The organism is Deferribacter thermophilus (genome assembly GCF_049472675.1).
Taxonomy (GTDB): domain Bacteria; phylum Chrysiogenota; class Deferribacteres; order Deferribacterales; family Deferribacteraceae; genus Deferribacter; species Deferribacter thermophilus.
In genome coordinates, this window is sequence record NZ_JAPNXM010000004.1 from 60,446 (window position 1) to 86,504 (window position 26,059).

The window sequence follows — 26,059 nt, forward strand, 5'->3', positions numbered from 1 at the left end:
TTATAAAGATGAAATTACTGTTAAAGAAAGTATAGCTAAAGTTACTCCAACAATCCAATAGATAGCAAGTAAAATTGCTCTCCAAGTTGGACTAGAAACATAATCATCAGTAATCATTTTAAAACCGTTGAAAGTATGGAAAATACCGAAAGCGAAAAGTGGCCCTAATACAATCTTTTTTAATCCCCACTCACCACTTTTAATCATTGAGAAAAAGTGTATAAAAATTACAAGGATTAAAATAACACCAGAAATCCTTTGCATTAACCATTCAAATACACCTCTGTCGCTTGAACCCATAAACTTATAATATTTCATAATAATTCCTCCTTATGAAAATATAGGTATTGCACCAATGATAAAAACAACAATCACTAAAAAGATAACAACCATAAACTGCTTAGCAAAAACACCTTTTTCAGCACCATTGCTAAAATCGATTAAAACAATTCTAAAACCGTTAAAAGCATGATAAATGAATGTTAAAAATACTATTGCCCTTACTCCAGCATTTGCAGTAAGGCTTGTAAACCATTCTGCAACACCTGCTTTACCTAAAATATGAAAAATAAGGTAAAGACCTAAAATTACACCGGTGATTCTGTGAAGCAACCATGCGGTCATACCGGTGTGCTTACGATAAGAAACTTTTTTGGGATACGTGATAAGATCTTTTCTTGGCATTTTACACCCCTTCTTTATTTTAAGATACAAACATCGTTAAATTTAACATAAAACTAACATAAGAAATCTTTTTTGTCAATTAGATTGTATACAATATACATGGTATTGGGTTTTAATTAATCAACAAAATCAATAATGATTTATAGTTTTGTAAAAATAAAACATCGTTTTCTACAAGGTTGGCCAGATATAATTTTTATTGTGTAAAAATTAAAATTAATTATAATTGAATTATGATAGAAAGCATTAAAAAAAATTATTTTGTAATTTTAACTGCACTAATTCTTTTTTATGAAACTTATTACAGAGCTGAAAGTAATATACTTTTGGTTACTTCATTGGTTTTAATCCTTTTTTTAGGTTTAACTTTTGTTAAGAAAATATATTTAGATGACTTTTTATTTATCTTATGTTTTTGTTTTTTATTGTTTACTGTTTATTTTGATAATAAATTATTGTACTTCCAAATTTTGCTTTTGCCATATCTGATTTTTCAATCAAAATATTATTTTTTTAAAGTGATATTTTCTTTGTTGGCATTACTATTTGATGTTGTAGTTTTAAAAATAGAAGTGTTATCAAATTTTACAATGATTTATGGGGTACTTTTATTCTTTTTTATTATTATAAGATTTTGGATAGATAAGCTTTATTATCAAATTAATGAATTATCCATAACTGATGATCTTACAGGGCTACTAAATCAAAAAGGGTTTTTGAGAAAGTTTGAAGAAGAATACTACAGATCAGTTAGGTATAAAAAGAGCTTTACACTTATAATGTTGGATAGTGACGACTTAAAAAAAGTCAATGACACTTATGGGCATAAATACGGAACTAAAGTAATTCTGTTCATTGCAGAGGAGATTAAGAAAAATATTCGAAGAACAGATTTTGCATGTAGATACGGTGGCGATGAATTTATGATATGTTTAGTAGAGACCCCTTTAAATAATGGTAAAATTTTTGCTGATAGGCTAAGAAAAAGTATTGCTATAAAGCCTGTGTTTACTGAAAAAGGGAAAGGTTTTAATGTCACAATAAGTCTTGGAGTTGTTGGTTTCCCTGATACCTCGGAAAAAAGTTATGAGTTATTAGACTTGGTAGATAAGGCTCTTTATGATGCAAAAAATAAAGGTAAAAATAAAGTTGTTGTATTGACTAAAAATTCAGCAGAATGAAAAATTGTATTGTTGCGTTAAAATTATACATAGAGTCTGTTGATAATTTCCACAAGAATTGCACAAATGATGTATATAAAAAAATACTTGACAAGGGAACCCTAATATTTAAAGGAATTTTTTTAAAATATTGATAAGTATGAGGAAATGTATATATTTACTTATTGCTATGCTAACATTAGGTTTTTTTGTGAATAGTTTTCAACAAATTTTCAACATTGGGGTGTAAAATGGGTGAGTTAAGTTTTAACTCAAAAAAATATCTGTTAAATGTTGCAAGAAAAACTATTGAGAAAAAATTTAATGGAAAGTTATATGAACCAGAAAATATTCCTGATGAATTAAATTTTAATTCTGGTTGTTTTGTTACTTTACATACTATAAGTGGTGATCTAAGAGGGTGTATAGGTAATTTTCGTAACGATATTAATATAGTTTATAATGTTCGGGATATGGCTATTCAGGCAGCATTTCATGATCCGAGATTTACCCCTTTGACTAAAGATGAGCTTGATAATATAATAATCGAAATTTCAATTTTAACACCAATGCAAAAAGTCCATGATATAGAAGAAATTGTAGTGGGACAAGATGGGTTGTATGTAAAAAAAGGGTTTTTTAGTGGGGTATTGTTGCCACAGGTGGCAGTAGAACATAATTGGGATAAATATGAATTTTTATCATATACTTGTTTAAAGGCAGGTTTGCCACCCGATACATGGAAGAAAGGTGGTGTTGATATATATAAGTTTCAGGCAATAATATTTGATGAAAAAGAAATTAAAAGTTAGTAATAGGTCTTGAATTTGCAAAGATATTTAAAATATCCTTTTTATTTTTTTCAGTTAAAAAACCTGTGAAATAAGCAGTTGATGTATCAGGAAAAGACTTTATGATTGAACCTGCAAGTTGCCAATAATGAAGATTATTATCAATGATTTTATCAGGTTTTATAACTGGTTCAAGTGAATTTTCAATTATATTATCCATATCAACTATAATTTTTTTGATTTCTTTTTTTTGACTGCCAACTATTTTTAATGATGTTACAGTTATAATATCTGGTGTCTCAAATAAATGTCCAAAAGACTGAGTGAGATAATCTGCATTTTCTAATGTTTCAATTATTAATGGATAGATTTCTTCGATGAACAGTTTTTTGTTTAAATAGTAAAATGTAATAAGATAATTCATCTAATTGCTCCATAAGGGCAAAATTCTTTGCAAAAATTGCAACCTATACATAATGCACTGTTGATAAAAACTTTGTTATCATGATAAAATAGAGCTGGACAGTATGTATTTTCTATACATTTTGCTTTTTCATTTAAAGAAAGACATTTGCATTTTTTCTCTTTAATTGTTGCACTTTTTTTATGTGGGATATTTTCGCATGAGTATGGAAATATAAAATTAGTAGCTGGTGCTTTAAACAGCTTTTTTAATAGAGGTAAATTGTTAATTTTATAAGTTTCGTTATCTGCTAAAAGGATTATTTTTTGATGTGGCTTAAGATTATTTATAAAATGATTGTTTATGTTTGAAATGTTTCCAATATAAAGTGTATTTAGCTGTGTTCTTTCATAAGTTAGTCCATAATACTCATTAAAATTTGCAAATTTAACATTGAAGAGATTTTGAATTATGCTGCAAGGGATATCGGAGAATACCATTTGATAATTTTTTACAATACCTTTTAATGGGACAAAAGGACATCCTGGACACAGATAACTTTTAGTGTCAACTTCACTGTCTCTTTTTTCATAAATTTCAAATTTAAGATTTATATTAAATTGTAAACTTAATTTATTAAAGAAATATTTCTCTTCATTTGGGATTTTGAAAGTTGATTGAGCAATTTTTTCGATAAATTTATTTTTTATATTGGGTACTATATATGGTATAAAACTTTTATTATTTTCATAAAATGAGAGCTCGTCTGTTAATTCAATATTTTTAAAAAAATTAGATAAAATGGCCTCAGATAATTGAAGATGTTCATATAAGGATTCGAAGTCGAATTTTTTTAAAGAATCACTACTTAGATAGGGTTTTATGATAGAATGTTCCCTCTCAATATTATTATTTTTTGATATATTGTTAAAAACATTTGGTGATAAAACAACATTTACGGGTAAGTTTGATTCCATAGAAGTTTTTTCAGCTATATTAAGTAAATCTATAAGATTATCCAGGTTTTTTATAAAAATTGTAGGTATTTCTAAATGTTCAGGTAAAAGTCGAGTTATGAACAATAAAGGAGCTCTGAGTTTAAATAGTGTTTGTATCCTTGGGATTTTATGGAAAAAAGCAATGGTTTTAGTTCCTACGGATGACATCCCTAATAAGACTTCTACAACATCATTTTTATTTATGTTTATTGATGAAGTCTTAATGGGGAATAAAGCTTCTCTGTAAATAACATTAAATTTGCTGTTATTTAAAAACAGCTCAAAAATCTGATCTGTTGATAAAATATTATTTGTTTCCTCAAAATTTAGCATGAGGAAGATAATATATTTTTTATTAAAATTTTCAATCAATTTTTATAAAAAAGGGGTAGCCCCCTTTTTTATATTTTAATATGGGAAGCGGTCAGGACAAACTTTTTTGCCATCAACTATCTTAACATAATTTTCTGCAACTGCATCTCCACAGCTTTCGCATATTACAAGGTTAAAGCATGATTTCCCTTTTGGCACATTAAAGTCAAAAGGCCCTTCTATTTCAACAATATCTTCAAGTTTTAATGTGAAAGGTCTTTTAAAAACTGGTGCTGCCACCTCTATTGGGACTTATGTAGGTTTTACACCTTTTATTCTATAATCTGTTATGAAAGGTGCTTTGAATGCTTTCTGCAAAAGTTCTGGTCTGATTTTCACTTTTACAGCTTTTTCTTTTACCTTATCAACCAAAGTAAAAGTCCATTTCCCTTTTGCTTCTTTTTTCATGAGCCCTTTTCCAAAGGTGCAACCTGTAGCAAATTGAACACCATCAGCAAAGCAACCTGCAGCATGTTTGTCACCTACGTTGATAATAACAAACTTATCCATATTTCTTTCTCTACTTGTTCCAAGAGCTTTTAAAGCTGCAAGTCCTGCCACATAACCCATTGGCATACCGTCACAAATATGGCCATGCATGTTAAGTGCTGAATACAAAAATTCCCTTTCTTCGTTGGTAAGATTTTCGATTGAGTTTACAATTTCTCTGTGTTTGTCAAACATATTGACCTCCTGTTTAAAATATTTTTATTAACAATTTAATTGCTAAAATTAGCAAAATGATGCCTAAGAATTTTTTTACTGTAGCTGGTTTCATTTTTAAATGCATAAGGTGTGTATCTAAATACCCTCCTAAATATGCTGCCAATCCGACAAAAGTTAGTAGTTTGATATTTATATGCCCCATTGCAAGATAAGCAAAAAAACCTGTGATTGATGAAAAAGGGACTACAAAAGCAGTTACTTTAGCAACTTTTTTAGGGTTGAAGCCAAGCATTATCATCAATGGAGAAATTAATCCGCCGCCACCAACACCCAAAAGTCCTGAGATAAAACCAGCTAATGAACCAGTAAATGTCAATTCAATATAAGGGGGATCTTCTCTGTAATTACTCTCATATTTGGAAGCCCTAAAAAATAGCATCATAAAAGATGAAAAGATTAAAAAAGATATAAATATCAATAGGACAACTTTTTTAGGAATAATTGTAGAAAAATATGCACCAATAGGAGCTAAAATTATTGAGGCAACAATAATGGGTATTCCAATTTTTATATCCAGTCTTTTATTTTTTATATTTGAATATGTTGCTCCTATTAAAGATATGGTGTTAATAAAGAGCCCTGTTGGTTTGGCTTCACTTAAAGGGATTCCAAGCCAATACATTATAGGGACTAAAACTATTGCTGAGCCAACTCCTCCAAGTGCAAAAAGAAAACTAAATATGAATGCTAATAGGGTAATGATTATCATTTTTATAAATCTATATTTTTATAAATATAAAAATATAGACATGAAATTAGAAAGTCAGTAATTATTTTTGAAGAAAGTTAATCTAAAATGAGCCCTTCTGTTGCTGCTATGGTATTTGAAAAAAGTTTTTTTGATCTGATAACCATTTTATCAAGGAAACAATCTGTATATTCAGGATTGTGATGGAATAAAATCAGATTTTTTACTTTTGCTTTTTTTGCAAATTTAGCACCATACTCATATGTGGAGTGTCCCCACCCATTTTTTGGTATTCCATCTCTTTCACCTATAAAATCTTCTGGAGTGTAAGTGGTATCAAAAATGAAATAATTTACATGCTTAGCAACTTCTACGATTAAATCATCTTTTGATGAACCATGCTCAAAATCGGTGGCATACAGAAAGGAGAATGATTGATTTTTGCATAAAAACATCGAAGCACCGTTTGGATGGTTGCCTTCAAAAGGGGTGATTGAAAGGTTTGATATTTTAATTTCTTCACCATGAAATATATTTTCAATTTGTAAATTGCAATTAAGTTTTTCGTGTGAAACTGGGAAAAATGGCTCTTTAAATAGATGTTTTATAAACTCAGTGGAATCTATATCATCCTTTTTATCTATAAAAATTTTAATATTTGCTGATGGGTTATAAAAATAAGAAAAGAGTGGCAATCCCATAATATGATCCCAATGAAGATGGGTAAGAAAGATGTATATATTTTTCAAATTCTTAACTTTGTTAAGTTTATATAGACCTGTGCCTGCATCAAAAATTATGGCAGTTTCATTTAAAGGTAAAAATAATGATGGTGTAGAACCACCGTATTTAATATAGGAGTAACCTGATACAGGGATAGTACCTCTAGCTCCAAGTATAGTTAACATTGATTAATCTTCTTTATTAAAGTAGCTTTATTACCTTTTTCGTTATAAATAATTTCATCAAAATACATTTTTGTAATGAGTATTCCTCTTCCGTGTAGCTTTAACAGATTTTCTTCTGGACTGGTATTTGTATTAATTGTGGAGGTATCAAATCCATTGCCCATATCTTCTACAATTACTGTTACCTGGTTATTTGAAATTTCTAAAGTTAGGGTAACATATCTATCTTTATACTTGTTATGGTTTAATCTTTCTTGAATCAATTGCTGATAGGTACCGTTTTCTGTAGCCTCGAATTTTTCTTCACCACTTATTTCAAGATTTCCATGCTCAATAGCGTTTGTAAGTATTTCGGAAATACCTATTCTTAATTTTTGAATTTCAGAAATTTTAAAAAAGTAGATAAAATCCTTTGTTAGAGAATAGACGATCTTATCCACATTTTCAATATCATTGTATACTTTGATGACTTTTTTAATATATTCAGGTATTGAAGCAGAATTAAATGATTCTATAACTCCACCATGATAAATTATGTCTATAACTCCTCTTAAACAAAAATTATTAAAATTTTTAGATATATTATAACAAATCTGTGATTGGTTACATGAAGTAGTTGAACCTACACTGACTAAAGGGATATCTTTAATATTGAACTTTGATAAATCATCTGGCGAATCAGTGATGATTGCTATCCAAGATAGATCAATTTCATCTAAAGATGTTAAGGATTGTAAATCGATAGCCTCAAAACCTTCTTCTTTGGAAAAAGTTAAAACTTTTTCGATTGCATCAGTAAGGTTTTTAAAATAATAACCTATTTTTTTCATAAATTGATTATATCAGATATTCTTTTAATTGTAAATAATTCAACATACAATTTATATTATTTTTCTTGAAAAAGAGGTTTTAATTTAATAAGTTATATAATGATGTTATTTTGTTTATGATTTTTCTTATTATTAATATTTATTAATCAAAGGAGGTCAAAGTGTTAGATAAAAAAATATTTAGGCAGTATGATATTAGGGGGGTTGTTCCAGAAAATTTTAATAAGGAGATAATTAAGCAGATTGCAAATACTTTTGCCTATATGGTAAAAGATGAATTAAAAAAAGAACAACCAGTTATAACAGTGGGTAGAGATGTTCGTCTTTCCTCTGATGAACTGTTTGAAGGTGTAAAAGAAGGGCTTGTTGATGCAGGTGTAAAAGTTATCGAACTTGGTAGATGTCCAACACCAGTGACTTATTTTAGCGCGTTTCATCTAAATCCAGATGCTTTTATTATGATTACTGGTAGTCATAACCCACCTGAATATAATGGTATGAAGTTTGGTATAGGTAAGACTACTTTTCATTCTGAAAAGATTCAGTCAGTTTACGAACATATTGTTAAACATGGTTATAGAAAGAGTGATGAGAAGGGTGTTGTAGAAAAATATAATATTGTTGATGCTTATATTAAATGGTGTGAGGAGCATTTTGCTGATTTAAAAGAGAAAATAAAGAGTTTAAATAGATCAATTAGATTGGTCATTGATGCAGGAAATGGAGTAGCATCAAGGGTTGCGCCAGAAATATTTAAAAGATTAGGAGTTGAAGTGGTTGAACTATATTGTGAAGAGGATGGTAGGTTCCCAAATCATCACCCCGATCCTACAGTTGAGGTAAATCTCCAAGATCTGATAAAGACTGTCAAGGAAAAAGGGGCAGATTTTGGGATCGGTTATGATGGCGATGCAGATAGAATAGGTGTTATTGATGAGAAAGGGGATATAATATGGGGTGATATGTTATTAATAGTTTATACTAAAGAGTTAAAAAAATATTACGAAAAACCAAAGGTTATTGCTGATGTGAAAGCTTCTCAGGTATTTTTCGATTATGCTAAAAAAATAGGTGCAGAACCGATAATGTGGAAGACTGGACACTCGTTGATTAAGAATAAATTAAAGGAGACAAATGCAGAGCTTGCAGGTGAAATGAGTGGGCATATATTTTTTAATGATAAATACTTTGGATACGATGATGCTATTTACTCTTCAGTGAGGTTTTTAGAGGCTTATGTTAATAATCTGATTGAAAATAAAATCGAAAAGGTGAGTGATTTACTTGCCGATGTTCCAAAAGTTTATAATACACCTGAAATTAGGTTTGAATGTCCTGAAGATAAAAAGTTTCAAATTGTCAAAGAATTAACGAATATTTTTAAAGAATATAAAATAAATGGTAAATATAATATAAAAGATATTATTGATATCGATGGTATAAGAGTTATTTTTGATGAAGGTTGGGGGTTGTTAAGAGCCAGCAATACTCAACCAGTTCTTGTAATGAGATTTGAAGCGACTACCAAGGAAAAAATGAAAGAGTATCAAAATATAATAGAAGGGGAGTTAAATAAACTTATTAAATAATAGAGGGGCTTCCCCCTCTCATTAATATTATGAATAAAGGTTTGTTTTTATATCTATCTAATGATTTGAATATTTTATTTGATAATTTGTATAAAAATTTCAAGGTCGGTCCTCAAACTCCTTTTTTCCAGAAAAACTGGATTGTTGTCCAGACTGATGGTATGGTGAGATGGGTATCTTTAAAATTTGCAGAGAGAGATGGTATTTTTGGAAATACAGATTTCTTATTTCCAAAAAATTTTATTTTAAAAGTATTAGAAGTTTTAAAAATTTTAGATGTGGCAAAGATTAGATTTGATAAAAAAGGTGTTTGTTTAGATATATTAAAATATTTACAGCATAATAACATTGAAGAGTTGACTAAATATATTGATGATTGGGGGGGTAAAAAATCGGTTCAACTTGCCTTGAAATTAGCAGATATATTTGACCAATATGTAATTTATAGACCGGAGTTTGTAAAAAATCCCGACAAAATAAGTGTAAAATGGCAAAAGAAAATTTTTAAGCAGGTTATTTATGGTAAACCTAATATTATTAAAGGTATAGAGAAATTTCTTGATGGCAGTTTTGATAAAAGCTTACCTGATTTATTACCACAAGAAATAAATCTCTTTTCTATATCTATTTTGCCTCCAGTATTTGTCAGTTTTATTAAAGAGTTATCAAAATATAAGAAGATTAATATTTATACTATTAATCCATGTAAAAGTTTTTGGTTTGATGATTTGAGTGATAAAGCAAAAGTGTATTTAGAAAATAAATATGGGAAATCTGATTTTATCACAAATGATGGTAACCCTATATTACTAAATAATGGGAAAATGCTCCAAGATTTTATATCCCTTTTATATGAAACAGAGCCTACCCCTATTGAATATGAAAATTATAGTGAAATAGATGTTTCAAATAATTTGAATGAGTTGAAAAAAAGTATTTTATATAATGTAAAGGGTATAGAAAAGGTAAATGATAAAACAGTTCAGATACACTCTTATCACAGCAAACTTAGAGAAGTAGAAGGGCTTTATAATTATATCTTAAATATTATCGAAAATGATAATGAAGTTTGTTTGGAAGATGTTGTGGTTATGTGTTCAGATATTAATGATTATGCACCATTTATTGAAGCAGTATTTAAGGATAAAGGGATAAACTACAATATTTCTGATAATAAATATTTGAATGATGATTTGGGTATTAAGACAATATTCCAAATACTTAATCTACTAAAAAATGATATAAATGCCCTCGATTTTATTGATTTGCTTGAGAATGAAGTGATTAAATCGAAATTTCATTTTACTACATCTGAGATAGAAACTATAAATAATTTGGTCAAAACCTTGAATTTAAGATGGGGGCTTTTGGCAGATGAGTTAAAAACGAAATATGAAAATATTTCACCTTATAATACTTTTGAGTATTTTTATAACAGATTGATAACAGGCATTTTTAACAAAACCGAAGAGATATTATACGGGGTTTTACCTTATCGTGATTTAACTCTTTCTCAAGCAGACTTAATTGGAAAATTACTTTTTATTATTAATAAAATAAAATTTTATTATATAAATTTTCAAAACAAAATATCTTTTAATAGGGCAAAAGAGCTTTTATTTAATATTATCGAAGATTTCATTAGTAAAGATTATAGCAATTCTGCTCCTTTTATTACTTTTATAAAAGAGTTAGAAGATATTGAAGATGATGAAATATTTATTAAGTTAGATGGATTTATTGAATTTTTAAAAGCTGTTTCAGATGATGTAAAAAATACTCATAATTTTATGCGTGGTGGAATTACATTTTGTGAGCTTGTACCTTTGCGAAGTATCCCTTTTAAAGTTGTTTGTTTATTGGGGATGAGTGATGAGAACTTTCCTAGGGCAGATAGAAAACTATTTATAAACGAACTAGAACTTTATAAAAAAAGGGGGGATAGAAATAGAAAACTATCTGATAGGCTGTTGTTTTTAGATACCATAATTTCTTCTGATAAATATTTGTATATAAGTTTTATTGGAAGAGATTTAAAAAGGAATAAGATTATTACCCCTTCTTTGCCTGTATCAGAATTAATCGATTTTTTAGGTTTGCAGATTATAGAGCACCCTTTACATTCTTTTAGTAGAAGGTATTTTTATAAAAATTCGATGTTAATAAATTATAATTTTCAGGATTATAAAATAGTTAAGAATGATAATTTATTAGAGCATCGAAAGGATAATATTGTTTTTTGTAGTATAAAAAATGATAATAAAAAATCTTATGAAAAGTTGTCACTATCAAAATTTCTATGGTTTTTCAAAAATCCTCTAAGATTTTATTTTAATGAGAACTTTTTAGATCTTGTAGAAAAAACTGATATTATTGAAACAAAGGAACCTTTACTATTAGATAAATACACTGAACAAAGGGTTTTATTGGAAGCTTTAAAGGATGAACAATATCTTGAAAAACTCAAATTTATAGGTAGCCTACCTCATGGAAGTATTGGAAAAAGGTATATAAATATTTTCCAGAGAAACCTCAGATGGCTAGAAGAGAGATTAGAAAAGATTTTTAAGGGCGCAACTTTTGATAGTTTAGAAGAAACTGAAATAAATTATAATATAAGTGATGAGTCATATATTGATGGAAAGATTAGATATTTTATAAATGGCAACCTAATTTTTATATATTTGCAGGATGTTTTGAAAAATAATAATAAGTATAGTTTAGAATGGGTTATTAAATCAGTTTTAACTAATAGGGATTTTTTTATTTTATTATATGGTGACGGGGTAAAGAAAGGTGGGGTCAATATTAAATCTAATTTTTTAAAAGAATTATTTGAAATATATAGGTTAGGGAAAACTTATCCATTAATTTTTGATGAGAAGATAATGGAATATGGTTATGAAGAATTTTTAAATTATTTGCAAAAAACTTTAAATCAAAAAAGGTATAGCTTTGTAGCTGATCACGATTTTAAATTTTTTGTAGAAAATTTTGTGATAGATGAGAAATATTTTACATTGTTAAAAGATGTAAATAGCAAACTATACGATTTCGAGGTATATTTTGAAGATTTTTAAACCATATAATTTTGAATTTAATTTAAATGAAAAATATCTAATTGAAGCTTCGGCTGGTACTGGTAAGACTTATACTATCGCTGTGGTCTATTTAAGATTGATTATTGAGAAGAAGCTTTTGCCCCAAAATATACTTGTGGTGACTTTTACAGTTGATGCAGCAGAGGAACTAAAAAATAGAATAAGAAAATTTTTAACTCAATCCTATAAATACCTTAAAGAAGGATATACTGTTATAGATAATACATTAAAAGAATATCTAGAAGATTTTATTGGGGATGAATCTGTTTTGAATCACCTGAAACTTGCTCTTTTCCTTATGGATGAGGCTTCAATTTATACAATACATAAGTTTTGTAGAAAGGTTTTAAGTGAAAATCCAATAGAAACAGGGTCACTTTTTAGTTATGAGATAGAAAATAGTGATAAAGAATTGATTGAAGATATTGTATATCATTTGTTTAGAAAAATATTTTATGGTGAGCATCCGAAAATAATAGACCTTTTTTTTAGAGTTTATAAAATTGAAGACATAGAAAAATTGATTAATGATTACTTAAAATATGTAGAAGTTAAATATATAGATTCTAATCAAATTAATGCGGAAGCTATTTTAGAAAAAATTGAAACGCTTGAAAATAATTTACTTAATATTGAAAAAGGATTTAGTAATCCAAATAAGACAGTTAACAAATTTTTGAATAAATGTAAGGAGTTATCATTTGATATATTAACTTATGATTTTAAAAAAACAGAGTTGAAATATTTTGAAGATTTAAAAGAAGTTCGGGATGATTTAGTAGATACATTTAAAAAATATATAAATAGCAAAATCTTAACCTCACTAGATGAGGCATTAGATTATTTAGAGCAAAAGAAACTACAGGAAAACATAATAACTTTTAATGATATTGTTAAAAATGTTTATAAAAGCTTGCAAAAATGGGAAGAACTTGCAGATAGATACAAAGAATTAAAAGTTTTGCTGATAGACGAATTTCAGGATACTGATTTTTTGCAAACAGAGATTTTTAATAAAGTTTTTAAAAATAGATCGATATTTTTTATTGGTGATCCGAAACAGTCTATATATGCATTTAGAGGAGCCGATTTAAATGCATATTTTGGTGCTACTAAGGATATAAAGCAAGAGAATAGATTCAATTTATCTACATGTTTTAGATCTACAAAAAATCTAATTGAAAATATAAACTTAATATTTTCTAAAGAAAATTTTTTTTATGATGATAGAATAAAATACCAATCTGTCAGCTATTACCCTGAGAATAAAACAAAAATAATTTCTAATATAGATAAAGATTTTGAAGTTTATCTTTTAGATTGTTCAAGCAAAAGTGATTTGATGGAGTATGTTTACAAAAGGGTAAATTTTTCATTAGTGAATGAAAAGATTCAAATACAAAATGAAATTAGGTGTGTTAGGCCTGAAGATATAGCCATAATTGTGCCCACAAACTCTGATGCCGAAGATATTAGGGATTATTTATCCAAAAAAGGTGTAAAATCGGTGTTAAATACTACAAAAACTGTTTTTGAGACCTGGGAAGCTTTTGAAATGATAAAGATATTAGAAGGGTTAGAAGATTATAAAAACCCCACAAAAATAAAAACTGCATTAATCACATCTATTTTCGGTAGGAGTGTTTCAGAAATAAGTGAAGATCTGATAAGGGTGTATGCAGAAAAGTTTTCTAAGTATAGTGTACTGCTTCAAAGAGATGGTATTTTGCCAGCTTTTATGAAAATTTTTGATGATGAAAACAGTAAAGAAAAAATATTGAGTAAGATAAATGGGGAAAGGGTATATACAAATTATTTACATATCCTTGAGCTAATTCAACAAGAGTTTTTAAATGATAATTGTACCCCTGAAAAAATAAAAAAATGGCTTATAAAAAGGAGAAAAGGGGAAGTAAAAGGTAGTGAAGATTATGAGTTAAGATTAGAATCTGATGAGAATGCGGTACAGATAATCACGATTCATAGAAGCAAAGGGTTGGAGTTTCCAATTGTAATCATTCCATTTTTTGATTATCCAAAGAAAGCTGATAAACAAGAAAAATTTTATAATTTTTATTATGATTATAAAAATAAAAGTCATATTTTAGATTTTGCAAATAGCTATGAAAATCAACTTAGTGAGGATATTAAAGAGAAAGCAAGATTATTTTATGTCGCACTAACCAGGGCAAAATGCAAATGTATACTTTTCGATTATAAAAGGAAAAATTATAAATACATTGATACATTTTTTTATGATTCACAGATAAATACAAAAGTTGATCATGACGAAAAAAAAGTAAAATTAGAAGGCTTATTAAAAGATCAGGCTTTTATAAGTGATTTTGTCATATCTACAGAAAAGATGAATAGTAATGTTGAAGAGGCAGATGATGTCTCTTACAAAGAGTTTTTAGGTCAAATAAAAAGTAGTTACACAATCAGTAGCTATACAAATATTGTGAAGTCATCTTACTCAGAAAGTGATGATACTGTTGAGCTGGCAGAGTTATTCGAATTGGAAGATGATGTGGAACATCTTTATGATAATGAAGTATCTCTACCTGCGGGAGCTAAAACGGGTAGCTATATTCACAAAATCTTAGAGGATATCTCTTTTGATTGGGATTATGAACAAATCAGTAAAATTAGTGTTGATTATGCAAAAAAGTATGGTTTTGATGAAGAGGTTGGTGTTGAAGCTTCAAAGCTAATTTTTAATTTGTTAAATAAGGAGTTTAATATTGATGATAAAAGATTCAAATTTGCATTACTTAAAAGTGATATGTGTATAAAGGAGTTTGAATTTTATTTGAGGCTTAAGAAGCCTGATATCTTTTTAAAAAGTCTACAAGATGTTTTAAAAAATAAAGGGGTAGATTATTTTGTAGAAAAACTCAATCAAATAACTTTAAATGAGAATATATTAACTTTTTTGCGAGGTTTTATTGATTTAGTTTTTGAGTACAAAAATAAAATTTATATTGTAGATTGGAAATCAAATTTTTTAGGGGATGTTGAAGAAGATTACTCTTTTGAAAATATTTTGTTGGAAATGGGTGAGCACCATTATTATCTTCAAATGGTAATATATCAGATCGCAGTATATAAATTTTTAGAAAAAGGTGGTTCAAAATATGAGTTAGGTGATATTTTTTATGTGTTTTTAAGGGGGTTTAACCCAGATTTAGGCAGAGGGTTTTATAGATTTTCTTTAAGTGGGGACGAGATAAAACAGTTGTTAGAGTGTTTTTAAAATGAATGGTATTTTTGATAATTTGTTAAAAAATGAAATTATTGGTTATTTTGAATATGAATCAGCTAATTGGGTAAAAAGTTTAACTAATTCTGAACTTGTAGCAAATTTAGTATTATTTTTAACATATAGATATGAAAATGGTGATAGCTGCATAGATTTGACAGAGATAGAAGAAAAAAAACTTTTAGATTTGATAGAAGTAAATGGGTTTGATTATGAGTTTGTATTTCCTAATATACACAAACTAAAAGAGGAGATAAATAAGTATGAGCTTTTAAAAGAGTTTTTTACTATTTTTGATAACAAACTGTTTATTAAAAGGGTTTTTGACTACGAAAAAGTTATTGTGGATAAGATAAAGATTTTGGCAAATAGAAGGAGAATATTAAAAACATTTTTTTGGGATAACAGTTTAAATAAGTTACAAAATCTTGCAGTAAACCTTTCATTGTTGAATAATTTTTTAGTGATTTCGGGTGGGCCTGGTACAGGTAAGACAACAGTTATTAAAAAGATAATTGAGTCTTTATTAAAAGAGGATTCAAAACATAAAATTGCAATTTCTGCTCCAACAGGTAAGGCTGTTTCCAGAATAATAGAATCTTTTAAAGATACCTCTTTTGTGGATATGATAGAGCCTCCATGTACGATTCATAGATTACTTGGGGCGAATAATAGAAGAATGAGTTTTTATTATAATGAAGATAATAAGTTACCGTATGATATTGTGATTATAGATGAAGTTTCAATGGTAGATGTTGAGCTGTTTTACCATCTTTTAAATGCATTGAAAGATGATGTTAGATTAATTTTAATTGGCGATAAAAATCAGCTTTCCTCAGTAGAAGCTGGTGCCGTTATGGGGGAGTTATGCAGTATTAATGATTATTATGATGTAAATGGTTTGAATGTTTTTACAAAAAGTGTTGGCGAGCTATTTAATATTGATGTGGAGGTTTTAGATACTGAAAATACATTATTAGATTGTTTGATAGAGTTTGAAGAAAGTTATAGGTTTGATAGTAATAGTGGGATTGCTCTTATTGCTGAAGCCATAAAATCAGTTAATATAAATAAATTAGAAGAGTTGTTAAACAGTCCTAACAGATATGATGATTTAGTTTTAGTTGATTTTGATAAAAGCTTTATTGAAAAAGTAGTAAACAATTATAGAGAAGAGATAAAAAGGGATTTTAAAAAGGCAATAGATAAGCTTAAGGTTTTAACACCATATAGAAAAGGTGTATTTGGATCTGAAAATTTAAATTTTATCATTGATAAAAAATTAAAAGAGCTATTTGATGGTAAAGATTGGTATAACGGTAAGCAGGTTATAATTAACAAGAATGATTATTTAAATGATTTGTATAACGGTGATATGGGTATCGTAGAGGTTGAAGATAATAAAAGTTATTTTTTGTTTTATGATTTAAATAGTAAGGAATATAGAAAAATTGCTGAATCCCTAGTATCTGGCTATGAGCTTGGATATGTTTTGACAGTTCACAAAAGTCAAGGTTCTGAATTTGACGATGTCTATTTTGTCTTGGGTAATAAAGATAGTGAAATGTTGACCAGAGAATTAGTTTATACTGCCATTACTAGAGGAAAGGATAGAGTTGTTATTGCTGGTAGTAAGGATGTATTGATTAATGCTGTTAAAAGAAAAACAAATAGAAAGTCTGTTATCGGGAAGTTGCTATATGGGAGTAGTCAATGAGATTTATATTAAAATCTGATTATAAACCTGAAGGGGATCAGCCTAAGGCTATTCGTGAAATTGTTGATAATTTTAAGAAAGGTGTTAATAAGCAGGTATTACTTGGTGTTACAGGTTCAGGCAAAACCTTTACTATGGCAAATGTTATTAAAGAGTTGAATGTGCCAACACTTATCATTTCGCATAATAAAACCCTTGCAGCTCAGCTTTTTGGAGAATTTAAAAATTTTTTCCCTGAGAATGCTGTGGAGTATTTTATTAGTTATTATGATTATTATCAGCCAGAAGCGTATTTGCCAGCTTCAGATGTCTATATTGAAAAAGATTCTTCTATTAATGAACATATTGACAGGATGCGACACTCAGCTACAAGAAGCTTATTAGAAAGAAGGGATGTTATTATTGTGGCAAGTGTTTCATGCATTTATGGACTGGGCTCCCCTGAAGCTTATTATGGGAAGTTAGTAAGTTTAGAGGTTGGAGAAGAGGTAGATTTAGAATCAGTTTTATCTAAACTGATTGAAATCCAATATGAGCGAAATGATTATGACTTTCATAGGGGTACTTTTAGACTGAAAGGTGATATTTTAGAAGTATTTCCATCTCATGAAGATTCTATTGCTTATAGAATTGAGTTTTTTGGAGATGAGGTTGATGCGATATCAGAATTTGATCCTATCACTGGTAAAACAATTAGAAATAGACCAAAAGTAGCCATCTATCCAAATACTCATTATGTCACAGCAAATGTTCCTATGGATGAAGCTATTAGGCAGATAAAAATGGATTTGGCTAAAAGGGTTGAGTTTTTTGAAAGTCAAGGGAAGCTATTAGAGGCTCAAAGGTTACAACAAAGGGTTATGCATGATTTGGAGATGCTAAAAGAAACAGGGCATTGCAAAGGGATAGAAAATTATTCTAGGTATTTTGAAGGTAGAAAACCAAGGGAAACACCACCAACTCTTTTAAACTATTTACCCGAGGATGCTCTTATTATAATTGATGAGTCACATATAACAATTCCTCAAATTAGAGGGATGTATCACGGTGATAGATCAAGGAAAATGAATTTAGTAGAATATGGATTTAGGTTGCCTGCAGCCCTTGATAACAGGCCACTTACATTTGAGGAATTTTATAAAAAAGCAAAAAGGGTACTGTATGTAAGTGCTACGCCAGGTGAGTTTGAAATAGAGGATAGCAAAGGCGTTGTTGTCGAGCAGATAGTTAGACCTACAGGTTTAATCGATCCAGTTATTGAGGTTAGACCTGCTAAAAATCAGGTGGATGACCTTTATAAAGAGATAATAAAAACCGTTAAAAATAATGAAAGGGTGATGATCACAACACTTACTAAGAGGATGGCAGAGGATTTGACTTCATACTATAAAGAGCTTGGAATAAGGGTTGAATATTTGCATAGTGAAATAGATACTTTGGAGCGAATAAAGATTATAAGAGACTTAAGGCTGGGTAAATTTGATGTATTAGTTGGTATAAATTTATTGCGAGAGGGTTTGGATATACCTGAGGTGAGTCTTATAGCAATATTAGATGCAGATAAAGAAGGGTTTTTGAGATCTGACAAAGCGTTAATTCAAACAGTTGGGAGAGCAGCAAGGAATGTAAATGGAAGAGCAATTTTTTATGCAGACAGGGTAACGGAATCAATGAAAAGAGCTATTGAGGAAACAGAAAGGAGAAGAAAAATACAGCAGCAATATAACAAAGAGCATGGTATAACACCTGAGACTATTAAAAGTAAGATAACTAATATATTAGAAACCATATACGAGAAAGACTATTATACTGTTGATATTACGGATGAGCTTGGCCTTAATTTGACAGGCAATAGGAAAAAAGACATTGAAACAATAGAAAAAGCAATGTATAAGGCTGCAGAAGAATATGATTTTGAAAGAGCAGCAAAATTAAGAGATTTATTATTTGAATATAAAGGGGTTTATAATGAAAAAAGTTAAATTTACCGTTGAAGGGATGGGGATAAAAGGTGGTTTTTTGTGAATGGGGTGCCCTGATGCCATTGTGGCACATCTTGCAGGTTTGCAGGATGTAGAAAAGATAAGTTTTGATGTAAGTAGTAGAGTTTTTGAGATGGTAGCAAAAGAAACTTTTGATAAAAATAGACTTATAAAAGAGTTGCTGGAAGTATCAAAAAAGGAGAATAGAGAGTTTACATTAGATAGTTATGAAGAAGTTTCTTAAAATAGCTTTATTATTTAGCTTAATTTTTTCTTTTTTGGTGATAGTTGGTTTTTTCACTTATCTTTATAAATTGAGTAGTGAACTCCCCTCTGTAAAAGAGTTGAAAAATTTTAAATATAAAACGCCAACTTTGATACTGGATAGAAAAGAACGAATAATTGCTGAACTTGGGACAGAAAGAAGGTATCCTGTTCCTCTTTCAAAGGTTCCTATTTATTTAAAAAGGGCCGTTATAGCTGTAGAAGATAGCCGTTTTTATGAGCATGGTGGTGTAGATTTCACTGGTATATTAAGAGCTTTTATAAAAAATATCAAGGCTGGCAGAATAGTTGAGGGTGGCTCAACCTTAACTCAACAACTTGTAAAAATTCTTTATTTGACACCTGAGAGGAAACTGAGAAGAAAAGTAAAAGAAGCTATTTTAGCTTATAAACTTGATAACTTTTTAACAAAAGATAAGATATTGGAGATGTACTTAAATCAAGTTTATTTTGGAAGAGGAGCTTATGGTGTTGAGGCTGCTGCAAGGGTTTATTTTGGTAAGCATGTTGATGAGTTGACAATAGATGAAGCTGCATTAATAGCTGGTCTGCCAAAGGCTCCTGGTCTTTATGCACCTCATTTAAACCCTGATAAGGCGTTAAATAGAAGAAATCATGTTCTTTACAGGATGTTTGAAGAGGGGTATTTAACTGAGCAACAATACAAAGAATATTCTTCATTACCTATCAATATTGTAAAAGAATCCCCTAAAATGATTAAACATGCAGAATATTTTGTGGATTTTTTAAGACAATATATAAAGGAAAAGTATAATGAGGATGTTACTGATAAAGGGTATAAAATTTATACAACATTAGATTTAGACTTTCAAAATAGTGCAGAAGAAGCTGTGATAGAAAATCTTTTTAATCTTTCAAAAAGGCAAGGTTTTTCTGGAGCAATTGGGAATATAAATGAGACGAGTTTAGATGAAATTGAGAAGAAATTTAGTTATGTTAAAGATTTTAATCTAAAAATAGCAAAGGTTATTAATGTAGAAAGAGATAAGCTTCAAGTTGAGGTGGATAGTAATAATTATACCTTAAAACTAAAGGATAATAAATGGGCAAAGCCTTTTGGTGCTGAAGTTAGATTTTTAGATGATTTTAGGAAGATATTAAGTAAAGGGGATATTGTTTTAGTGCAATTAAAAGGGGATAAATATTTTCTTTCCCATTTGCCAAAGGTGGAGGGGGCTTTATTGTCTGTATCACCTGAGGACGGTTCAATTTTAGCAATGGTTGGTGGACTGTCTTATAAAAGGAGTATGTTTAATAGGGCTGTGCAGGCAAAAAGGCAGGTAGGGAGTCTTTTTAAACCTATTGTGTATTCTGCAGCTATTGAAAACGGTTATAATATAAACACTCTCATCTATGATGCACCGATAATATTAAGCAGTGGAAAGGATGCTGGATATTGGAAACCTGAAAATTTTGAAGAAGAATTTTATGGATATACAACTTTAAAGGATGCGCTAACACACTCTAGAAATATCGTAACGATTAAATTAGCTGAAAGATTAGGAATTAAAACTATTAAAGATTATGCTAAAAAATTTGGTATTACATCAGAGTTAGAAAATGATTTATCTATAAGTATTGGTTCTGGTTCCATTTCACTTATGGAAATGGTATACGCTTATACGACTTTTGCAAATCTGGGAAAAAGAGCATCTCCATACTTTTTGAAAAAAATAGTTGATAAAAGTGGTGAAGTTATAATAGAAGAAAGCCCTGCTGAGCCAATAGAAGCTATTAAACCTTCAACAGCGCATGTCATGTCAGATATTTTGATTAATGTAGTGGAGAATGGTACAGGTAGGAGAGCTAAATCTATACCACGAATATTGGGTGGAAAAACTGGTACAACAAATGAGTATAGGGATGCGTGGTTTATTGGGGTGATGCCTAATATAGTAACAGGGGTTTGGGCAGGATTTGATGATTTTAAACCTTTAGGCCGACTTGAAACTGGTTCGAGGGCAGCATTGCCAGCTTTTGTTATGTTTACAAAACAGATTATAGATTTTATACCATTTAAAGAATTTCCAATCTCAGATGAGATAACATACTATAAAGTGGACAAAAGTACTCATAAAATTACTGATAGCTATTCAACAGATTTTACTTTTGAACCATTCATTGATAGCAATTCTAAAGAATCTATTGAAATAAAGTAGCTATGAATTCTAAAGAACTTCTTCCATATTTGATTGTGAAGGATAAGGAGATAGTTGACTATAATGATGAATGTGAGAAAATTTTAAATAAATTTTATTTGTCAGGTATTTATGATATCCCTACTTTTTTAAACAGTAAAGAAGAAATATCTTCTAATTTTATAATAATTTTAGATACATATTATGTCTTTAAAAAAATTGCAATGTCAGATGGAAATATTTATTATTTTATACCGATAAATAATCTCGATTTAAATAATTTCTTTGATACAGGGTTGTTACAACATGAATTAAAAAATCCACTTACTGTAATAAGTGGGACTTTGCAATTATTAAAAAGTAAAGATATCGATGATTTTGTTTTAAAATGCGTGGATGTAATAGAAAGAGAAGTGGAAAGGTTATTAGAATTTGTAAATAATCTGAAGATATTTCATGATAATAATCTCAAATTAGAAAAGAACAGTTTGAGTAGATTGATTAATGAATTATTAGAAGCGAACAATATGATTTTTAAAAAAATTAAATTTGAAGTTGAGGTTGATCCAGAAATAAAAGATTTTTATTTTGATTACCAAAAAATGTATATCGCTTTGATGAATATTATAAAAAATGCTTGTGAAGCTCAACTTGAAGGTGTAATTACTGTAAAGATTCAAATTGATTTGACAGTTAAATATCTTAATAAAGATAAAAATGTATTGTATCCTATGGTAAAAATTAGTATAATTGATAAAGGTAAAGGGATTGATGAAGATAATTTAAAGAACATATTTAAACCTTTTTTTACAACAAAAAATAAAGGGATGGGAGTTGGCTTGTCAGTGGCAAAAGAGATTATTACTGCCCATAAAGGGAAAATTGAGATAAATAGTCAGCCTAATAGAGGGACAGTTTTTACTGTTTTAATACCATATATATTGGACAAATAATGGATAATAAAGGTAACATTTTAATTATTGATGATGAAGAGCAGATTTTGTGGCTTTTTCAAGAGTCCCTTAGTGATTTATACCGTGTTTATACAGCTAAAAATTCATTAGAGGCTGAAGAGTGGTTAAATGATGAAAAGATAGATGTTTGTATTGTAGATTTATTTTTAGAAAATGAATCTGGGTTTGATTTGATTAAGAAATGGAAAGATAAGTATGATACTAAATTCATTGTGTTGACTGCCCAGGATACTAGTAGCAATGTAATTGAATCTATGAAGATAGGTGCTGTTGACTTTATACCTAAACCTTTTAATCTGGAAGAAATTAAAAATAAAATCTCCGAATATATTGATAAAAATACTAAATCAGTTAAGTCTGAAACGATAGAATATGACTATCAATCCAAGAATAAAAAGATGATTGAGATATATAAGCTTATAGGTAAAGTTGCCACTTCGAACATTAATATATTAATAACTGGTGAAACAGGCACAGGTAAAGAAGTTATTGCAAAATTAATTCATCAAAAGAGCAATAGAGCAAACAGACCATTTATAGCATTGAATATGGGGGCAATTCCAAATGATCTGATTGAGAGTGAACTTTTTGGTTATGTAAAAGGGGCTTTTACTGGTGCATCATCAGATAAACCTGGAAAATTTGAAGAAGCAAATGGTGGTACAATCTTTTTAGATGAAATCTCTGAGATGGATTTAAATCTTCAGGTAAAACTTTTAAGAGTATTGCAAGAGAAAGAGGTTTATCGGTTAGGTGGTAACAAACCAGTAAAGCTGGATGTAAGAGTTATTGCAGCAACAAACAAAAATTTAGAAGAGTATGTGAAAGCTGGTAAATTTAGAGAAGACCTTTTTTACAGGTTAAATGTAATCAATATCGATTTACCACCATTAAGGGAAAGAAAAGAGGACATACCAGTTTTGATAGAGCATTTTCTCGGAAAATATAAATATATCAAAAATAAAAAATTACATATTAGTGAAGATGCGTTAAATAAACTTATTCTGTATAATTGGCCAGGAAATATTAGAGAGCTTGAAAATGTGGTTCAGTATCTGATTGTTCACTCAACAGGTAATGTGATTGAATTAAAAAATCTACCAGAAAAGGTTTTAAGAAACAATAATAATGGATTATCCATAAGAAAAGAGCTGTATAACCTTGCTGAAAAGCTACTTTACTGCAGTAATGTGAATGATGATGTGACTATTTATGATGAGTATCTTAAAATAGTAGAAACTCCTTTGATTATGGCAGCATTAGATAAAACTGGTAATAATAAATCTGCTGCTGCTAAATTGCTTGGAATAAATAGAAATACTTTGAGAAAGAAAATAAAGGATTACAATCTTGAATAATAACATAGAAACCAAGATTCTCAAATTGTTAAAAGAATCTAAAAAGCCGTTAAGTTTTAATGCAATACTTAAAAGTGTAAAAGTAGAGAAAAAGCAGCTTAGAAAGATTTTGAGAAAATTAATTATCGATGGTCAAATAATCAAGTTTAAAACAGGTAAATATGCACCATGTGATGATTTAGGGATAATTAAAGGGACTATAGATGGTCATCCAGATGGTTATGCCTTTTTGATACCTGAAAATAAAGATATGGATGATTTATTTATTCCACCTAAAAAATTAAATGGTGCTGTTCATGGTGATAAAGTCACTGCTAAGATTGTAGAGTTTAGAGGTAAGAAAGAAGCCCATGTTATAAAGGTCATAGAGCGTGGGTTTAAAAAGGTTGTTGGGAGAGTAGAGAAATCCAAATATTTTGCCTATGTAATACCTTATGAAAAAAAATTTTTTTATGATGTTTATATCCCCAACAAGTATTCAAAAAAATTAAAAGATGATGATGTAGTTGTATGTGAAATTATTAAATACCCTGAAAATGGTAAAAATCCTGAAGGGCGAATAAAACAGATTTTAGGAAACCTTTATGATAAAGGTATTGAAAATAAAATAGTTTTGGCAAAGTATGATTTAAAATTAAACTTTCCAAAATCTGTAAAAAAAGAGGTAAAAGAGACCTCAACAGTTTTATATAAAAATCCTGGCGAAAGAACAGATTTTACAAATTTATTTACAGTTACAATTGATGGTGAAGATGCTAGAGATTTTGATGATGCTATCTCCATTGAAAAAAGTAAAAATGGCTATACCCTTTATGTACACATTGCTGATGTGGCTCATTTTGTAAGGGCAGGTACAAATCTTGATAAAGAGGCTTATAATAGAGGCACAAGTGTATATTTTCCAGAATTTGCGATACCTATGCTCCCTGAAAAGTTGTCTAACGATTTATGTTCTTTAATGCCTAAAAGGAAAAGATTAACTTTAACTGTAAAAATTGAGTATGATAAGCAAGGTAATAGAAAAAAAACTGAATTTTACCAATCTATCATAAAAAGTGATTATAGGTTGACTTACACTTATGTAAATGAAATCCTTGAGGGCGTTACCACAACAGATGACAAAAGGTTACTGAATTTAATAAATACAAGTAAGGAGCTTACAGAAATTTTGATAGCTAAACGAAGAAGAATTGGGATGATCGATTTTGATTTGCCTGAGGCAGTATTTAAATTTGATAGTGATGGGAATTTAATAGATATTACACCTTTTGAAAGAAAATTGTCTCATAGAATTATAGAGAATTTTATGATTGAGGCAAATGAAGCTGTTGCAGAGTTTTTAGAAGAAAATGCACCTGTTTCAGTTTTCAGAGTTCATGATTATCCTGATCCTAAAAAGATAAAAGAGTTTATAAGGTTATGTCACTATTTTGGCATTGATGTTGTAGAGCCAGAAGAGATTACACCTGAAACTGTGCAAAAGTTAGCTGACAAAGTAGCGGAATCAAAATTTGGCTATGTCCTTTCTTCAACACTTGTAGGAACAATGCAGAAGGCTTTGTATTCTATTGATAATATAGGTCATTTTGGATTGGCTTCGCAGTCGTATACACATTTTACAAGCCCCATTAGAAGGTATCCTGATTTGTTGGTACATAGGATTTTAAAATCTCTGTTATTTAATTATGATTATAAAATCAATAAAGAGTATTTAAAGAAAGCTGCAGAATATTCATCTAATAGGGAGCAGAATGCCGAATCTGCTGAAAGAGAAATTCATCAGTATAAAAAACTTAAATTCTTACTTGAAAATAGAGATAGAGTTTACTCAGCTTTTATTAACAGAGTAGCGTCTAACGGGTTTTTTATATTTATTGAAAAACTTCTTCTAACAGGGTTTGTACATCTATCATCACTCGAAAACGATTTTTACTTGGTAGATTTGGAGGCAAATACAGTATTTGCAAAAGGTTCTGGCAAAAAGTATAAAGTGGGAGATATTATTAGGGTCAAACTTGATAAAGTTAATTTTGACCATCTTGAAGCAGATTTTGTGCTTGTAGAGTAATTTA

At 29.2% G+C, this 26,059-nt stretch carries 21 protein-coding genes; 12 read left to right on the forward strand and 9 right to left on the reverse strand.

Going from position 1 to position 26,059, the window contains the following annotated elements; genetic code table 11:
* The gene (locus tag OWM07_RS04910; RefSeq protein ID WP_423302556.1) at positions 1–318 is read right to left on the reverse strand and encodes a succinate dehydrogenase, hydrophobic membrane anchor protein; all 318 of its coding nucleotides are present in this window, start codon (positions 316–318) and stop codon (positions 1–3) included.
* A 12-nt stretch (positions 319–330) separates the two neighbouring features.
* Positions 331–684, reverse strand: coding sequence for a succinate dehydrogenase, cytochrome b556 subunit (locus OWM07_RS04915; RefSeq protein WP_423302557.1), 354 nt, complete (start codon positions 682–684; stop codon positions 331–333).
* 233 nt (positions 685–917) lie between these two features.
* Here OWM07_RS04915 and OWM07_RS04920 point away from each other — a divergent pair, with 233 nt between their 5' ends.
* Positions 918–1,865: a GGDEF domain-containing protein gene (locus OWM07_RS04920; protein WP_423302558.1), complete on the forward strand. Its 948-nt coding sequence runs from the start codon at positions 918–920 to the stop codon at positions 1,863–1,865.
* 230 nt (positions 1,866–2,095) lie between these two features.
* Complete coding sequence (amrA, locus tag OWM07_RS04925; protein WP_423302559.1) at positions 2,096–2,656, forward strand: AmmeMemoRadiSam system protein A; 561 nt, start codon at positions 2,096–2,098, stop codon at positions 2,654–2,656.
* Here the strand turns inward: amrA and OWM07_RS04930 are convergent.
* The 7 genes from OWM07_RS04930 to OWM07_RS04960 all read right to left on the reverse strand — a co-directional run bounded on the left by OWM07_RS04930 (position 2,646) and on the right by OWM07_RS04960 (position 7,560).
* A complete protein-coding gene (locus tag OWM07_RS04930) occupies positions 2,646–3,059 on the reverse strand; it encodes a hypothetical protein (RefSeq protein ID WP_423302560.1) in 414 nt (137 codons plus the stop codon). The genes amrA and OWM07_RS04930 overlap by 11 nt on opposite strands.
* The gene (locus OWM07_RS04935; protein WP_423302561.1) at positions 3,056–4,369 is read right to left on the reverse strand and encodes an indolepyruvate ferredoxin oxidoreductase subunit alpha; all 1,314 of its coding nucleotides are present in this window, start codon (positions 4,367–4,369) and stop codon (positions 3,056–3,058) included. The genes OWM07_RS04930 and OWM07_RS04935 overlap by 4 nt, the downstream gene beginning before the upstream one ends.
* Before the next feature lie 75 nt (positions 4,370–4,444).
* A complete protein-coding gene (locus OWM07_RS04940) occupies positions 4,445–4,648 on the reverse strand; it encodes a TraR/DksA C4-type zinc finger protein (protein ID WP_423302562.1) in 204 nt (67 codons plus the stop codon).
* 12 nt (positions 4,649–4,660) lie between these two features.
* Positions 4,661–5,092: an FmdE family protein gene (locus OWM07_RS04945; RefSeq protein WP_423302563.1), complete on the reverse strand. Its 432-nt coding sequence runs from the start codon at positions 5,090–5,092 to the stop codon at positions 4,661–4,663.
* Positions 5,093–5,105: 13 nt separating this feature from the next.
* The gene (locus tag OWM07_RS04950; RefSeq protein WP_423302564.1) at positions 5,106–5,843 is read right to left on the reverse strand and encodes a sulfite exporter TauE/SafE family protein; all 738 of its coding nucleotides are present in this window, start codon (positions 5,841–5,843) and stop codon (positions 5,106–5,108) included.
* Between the two features lie 77 nt (positions 5,844–5,920).
* Entirely contained in the window at positions 5,921–6,730 is an 810-nt protein-coding gene (locus OWM07_RS04955) for an MBL fold metallo-hydrolase (RefSeq protein ID WP_423302565.1), read from the reverse strand.
* Positions 6,724–7,560 (reverse strand): ATP-binding protein, encoded by an 837-nt coding sequence (locus OWM07_RS04960; RefSeq protein WP_423302566.1) that lies wholly within the window; start codon positions 7,558–7,560, stop codon positions 6,724–6,726. The genes OWM07_RS04955 and OWM07_RS04960 overlap by 7 nt, the downstream gene beginning before the upstream one ends.
* Positions 7,561–7,721: 161 nt before the next feature.
* On the opposite strand from OWM07_RS04960, the gene OWM07_RS04965 reads away from it, so the two are divergent.
* From OWM07_RS04965 to rnr, 10 genes are read left to right on the forward strand one after another with little or no spacing between them, the layout of a single operon-like run.
* On the forward strand, positions 7,722–9,149 hold the full coding sequence (locus OWM07_RS04965; RefSeq protein ID WP_423302567.1) for a phosphomannomutase/phosphoglucomutase: 1,428 nt from the start codon (positions 7,722–7,724) through the stop codon (positions 9,147–9,149).
* A 29-nt stretch (positions 9,150–9,178) separates the two neighbouring features.
* Positions 9,179–12,229, forward strand: a complete 3,051-nt coding sequence (locus OWM07_RS04970; RefSeq protein WP_423302568.1) for an exodeoxyribonuclease V subunit gamma — start codon at positions 9,179–9,181, stop codon at positions 12,227–12,229.
* A complete protein-coding gene (locus tag OWM07_RS04975) occupies positions 12,216–15,506 on the forward strand; it encodes a UvrD-helicase domain-containing protein (protein WP_423302569.1) in 3,291 nt (1,096 codons plus the stop codon). Before OWM07_RS04970 ends, OWM07_RS04975 begins: the two co-directional genes overlap by 14 nt.
* A gap of 1 nt (position 15,507) precedes the next feature.
* Positions 15,508–17,229 (forward strand): exodeoxyribonuclease V subunit alpha, encoded by a 1,722-nt coding sequence (gene recD, locus OWM07_RS04980; RefSeq protein WP_423302570.1) that lies wholly within the window; start codon positions 15,508–15,510, stop codon positions 17,227–17,229.
* Complete coding sequence (gene uvrB / locus OWM07_RS04985; RefSeq protein ID WP_423302571.1) at positions 17,226–19,211, forward strand: excinuclease ABC subunit UvrB; 1,986 nt, start codon at positions 17,226–17,228, stop codon at positions 19,209–19,211. Before recD ends, uvrB begins: the two co-directional genes overlap by 4 nt.
* 43 nt (positions 19,212–19,254) lie before the next feature.
* Positions 19,255–19,455: a hypothetical protein gene (locus OWM07_RS04990; RefSeq protein WP_423302572.1), complete on the forward strand. Its 201-nt coding sequence runs from the start codon at positions 19,255–19,257 to the stop codon at positions 19,453–19,455.
* Positions 19,439–21,676, forward strand: a complete 2,238-nt coding sequence (locus tag OWM07_RS04995) for a penicillin-binding protein 1A (protein ID WP_423302573.1) — start codon at positions 19,439–19,441, stop codon at positions 21,674–21,676. The genes OWM07_RS04990 and OWM07_RS04995 overlap by 17 nt, the downstream gene beginning before the upstream one ends.
* Before the next feature lie 2 nt (positions 21,677–21,678).
* Entirely contained in the window at positions 21,679–22,608 is a 930-nt protein-coding gene (locus OWM07_RS05000; protein WP_423302574.1) for a two-component system sensor histidine kinase NtrB, read from the forward strand.
* Positions 22,608–23,987, forward strand: coding sequence for a sigma-54-dependent transcriptional regulator (locus tag OWM07_RS05005; RefSeq protein ID WP_423302575.1), 1,380 nt, complete (start codon positions 22,608–22,610; stop codon positions 23,985–23,987). Before OWM07_RS05000 ends, OWM07_RS05005 begins: the two co-directional genes overlap by 1 nt.
* Positions 23,980–26,055 (forward strand): ribonuclease R, encoded by a 2,076-nt coding sequence (gene rnr, locus OWM07_RS05010; RefSeq protein ID WP_423302576.1) that lies wholly within the window; start codon positions 23,980–23,982, stop codon positions 26,053–26,055. The genes OWM07_RS05005 and rnr overlap by 8 nt, the downstream gene beginning before the upstream one ends.
* Positions 26,056–26,059: the final 4 nt, after the last annotated feature.

Coding starts and splice junctions, on each gene's coding strand:
- OWM07_RS04910 (WP_423302556.1), bottom strand. CDS start 318: ATGAAATATTATAAGTTTATGGGTTCAAGCGACAGAGGTGTATTTGAA.
- OWM07_RS04915 (WP_423302557.1), bottom strand. CDS start 684: ATGCCAAGAAAAGATCTTATCACGTATCCCAAAAAAGTTTCTTATCGT.
- OWM07_RS04920 (WP_423302558.1), top strand. CDS start 918: ATGATAGAAAGCATTAAAAAAAATTATTTTGTAATTTTAACTGCACTA.
- amrA (WP_423302559.1), top strand. CDS start 2,096: ATGGGTGAGTTAAGTTTTAACTCAAAAAAATATCTGTTAAATGTTGCA.
- OWM07_RS04930 (WP_423302560.1), bottom strand. CDS start 3,059: ATGAATTATCTTATTACATTTTACTATTTAAACAAAAAACTGTTCATC.
- OWM07_RS04935 (WP_423302561.1), bottom strand. CDS start 4,369: ATGCTAAATTTTGAGGAAACAAATAATATTTTATCAACAGATCAGATT.
- OWM07_RS04945 (WP_423302563.1), bottom strand. CDS start 5,092: ATGTTTGACAAACACAGAGAAATTGTAAACTCAATCGAAAATCTTACC.
- OWM07_RS04950 (WP_423302564.1), bottom strand. CDS start 5,843: ATGATAATCATTACCCTATTAGCATTCATATTTAGTTTTCTTTTTGCA.
- OWM07_RS04955 (WP_423302565.1), bottom strand. CDS start 6,730: ATGTTAACTATACTTGGAGCTAGAGGTACTATCCCTGTATCAGGTTAC.
- OWM07_RS04960 (WP_423302566.1), bottom strand. CDS start 7,560: ATGAAAAAAATAGGTTATTATTTTAAAAACCTTACTGATGCAATCGAA.
- OWM07_RS04970 (WP_423302568.1), top strand. CDS start 9,179: ATGAATAAAGGTTTGTTTTTATATCTATCTAATGATTTGAATATTTTA.
- recD (WP_423302570.1), top strand. CDS start 15,508: ATGAATGGTATTTTTGATAATTTGTTAAAAAATGAAATTATTGGTTAT.
- uvrB (WP_423302571.1), top strand. CDS start 17,226: ATGAGATTTATATTAAAATCTGATTATAAACCTGAAGGGGATCAGCCT.
- OWM07_RS04990 (WP_423302572.1), top strand. CDS start 19,255: ATGGGGTGCCCTGATGCCATTGTGGCACATCTTGCAGGTTTGCAGGAT.
- OWM07_RS04995 (WP_423302573.1), top strand. CDS start 19,439: ATGAAGAAGTTTCTTAAAATAGCTTTATTATTTAGCTTAATTTTTTCT.
- OWM07_RS05000 (WP_423302574.1), top strand. CDS start 21,679: ATGAATTCTAAAGAACTTCTTCCATATTTGATTGTGAAGGATAAGGAG.
- OWM07_RS05005 (WP_423302575.1), top strand. CDS start 22,608: ATGGATAATAAAGGTAACATTTTAATTATTGATGATGAAGAGCAGATT.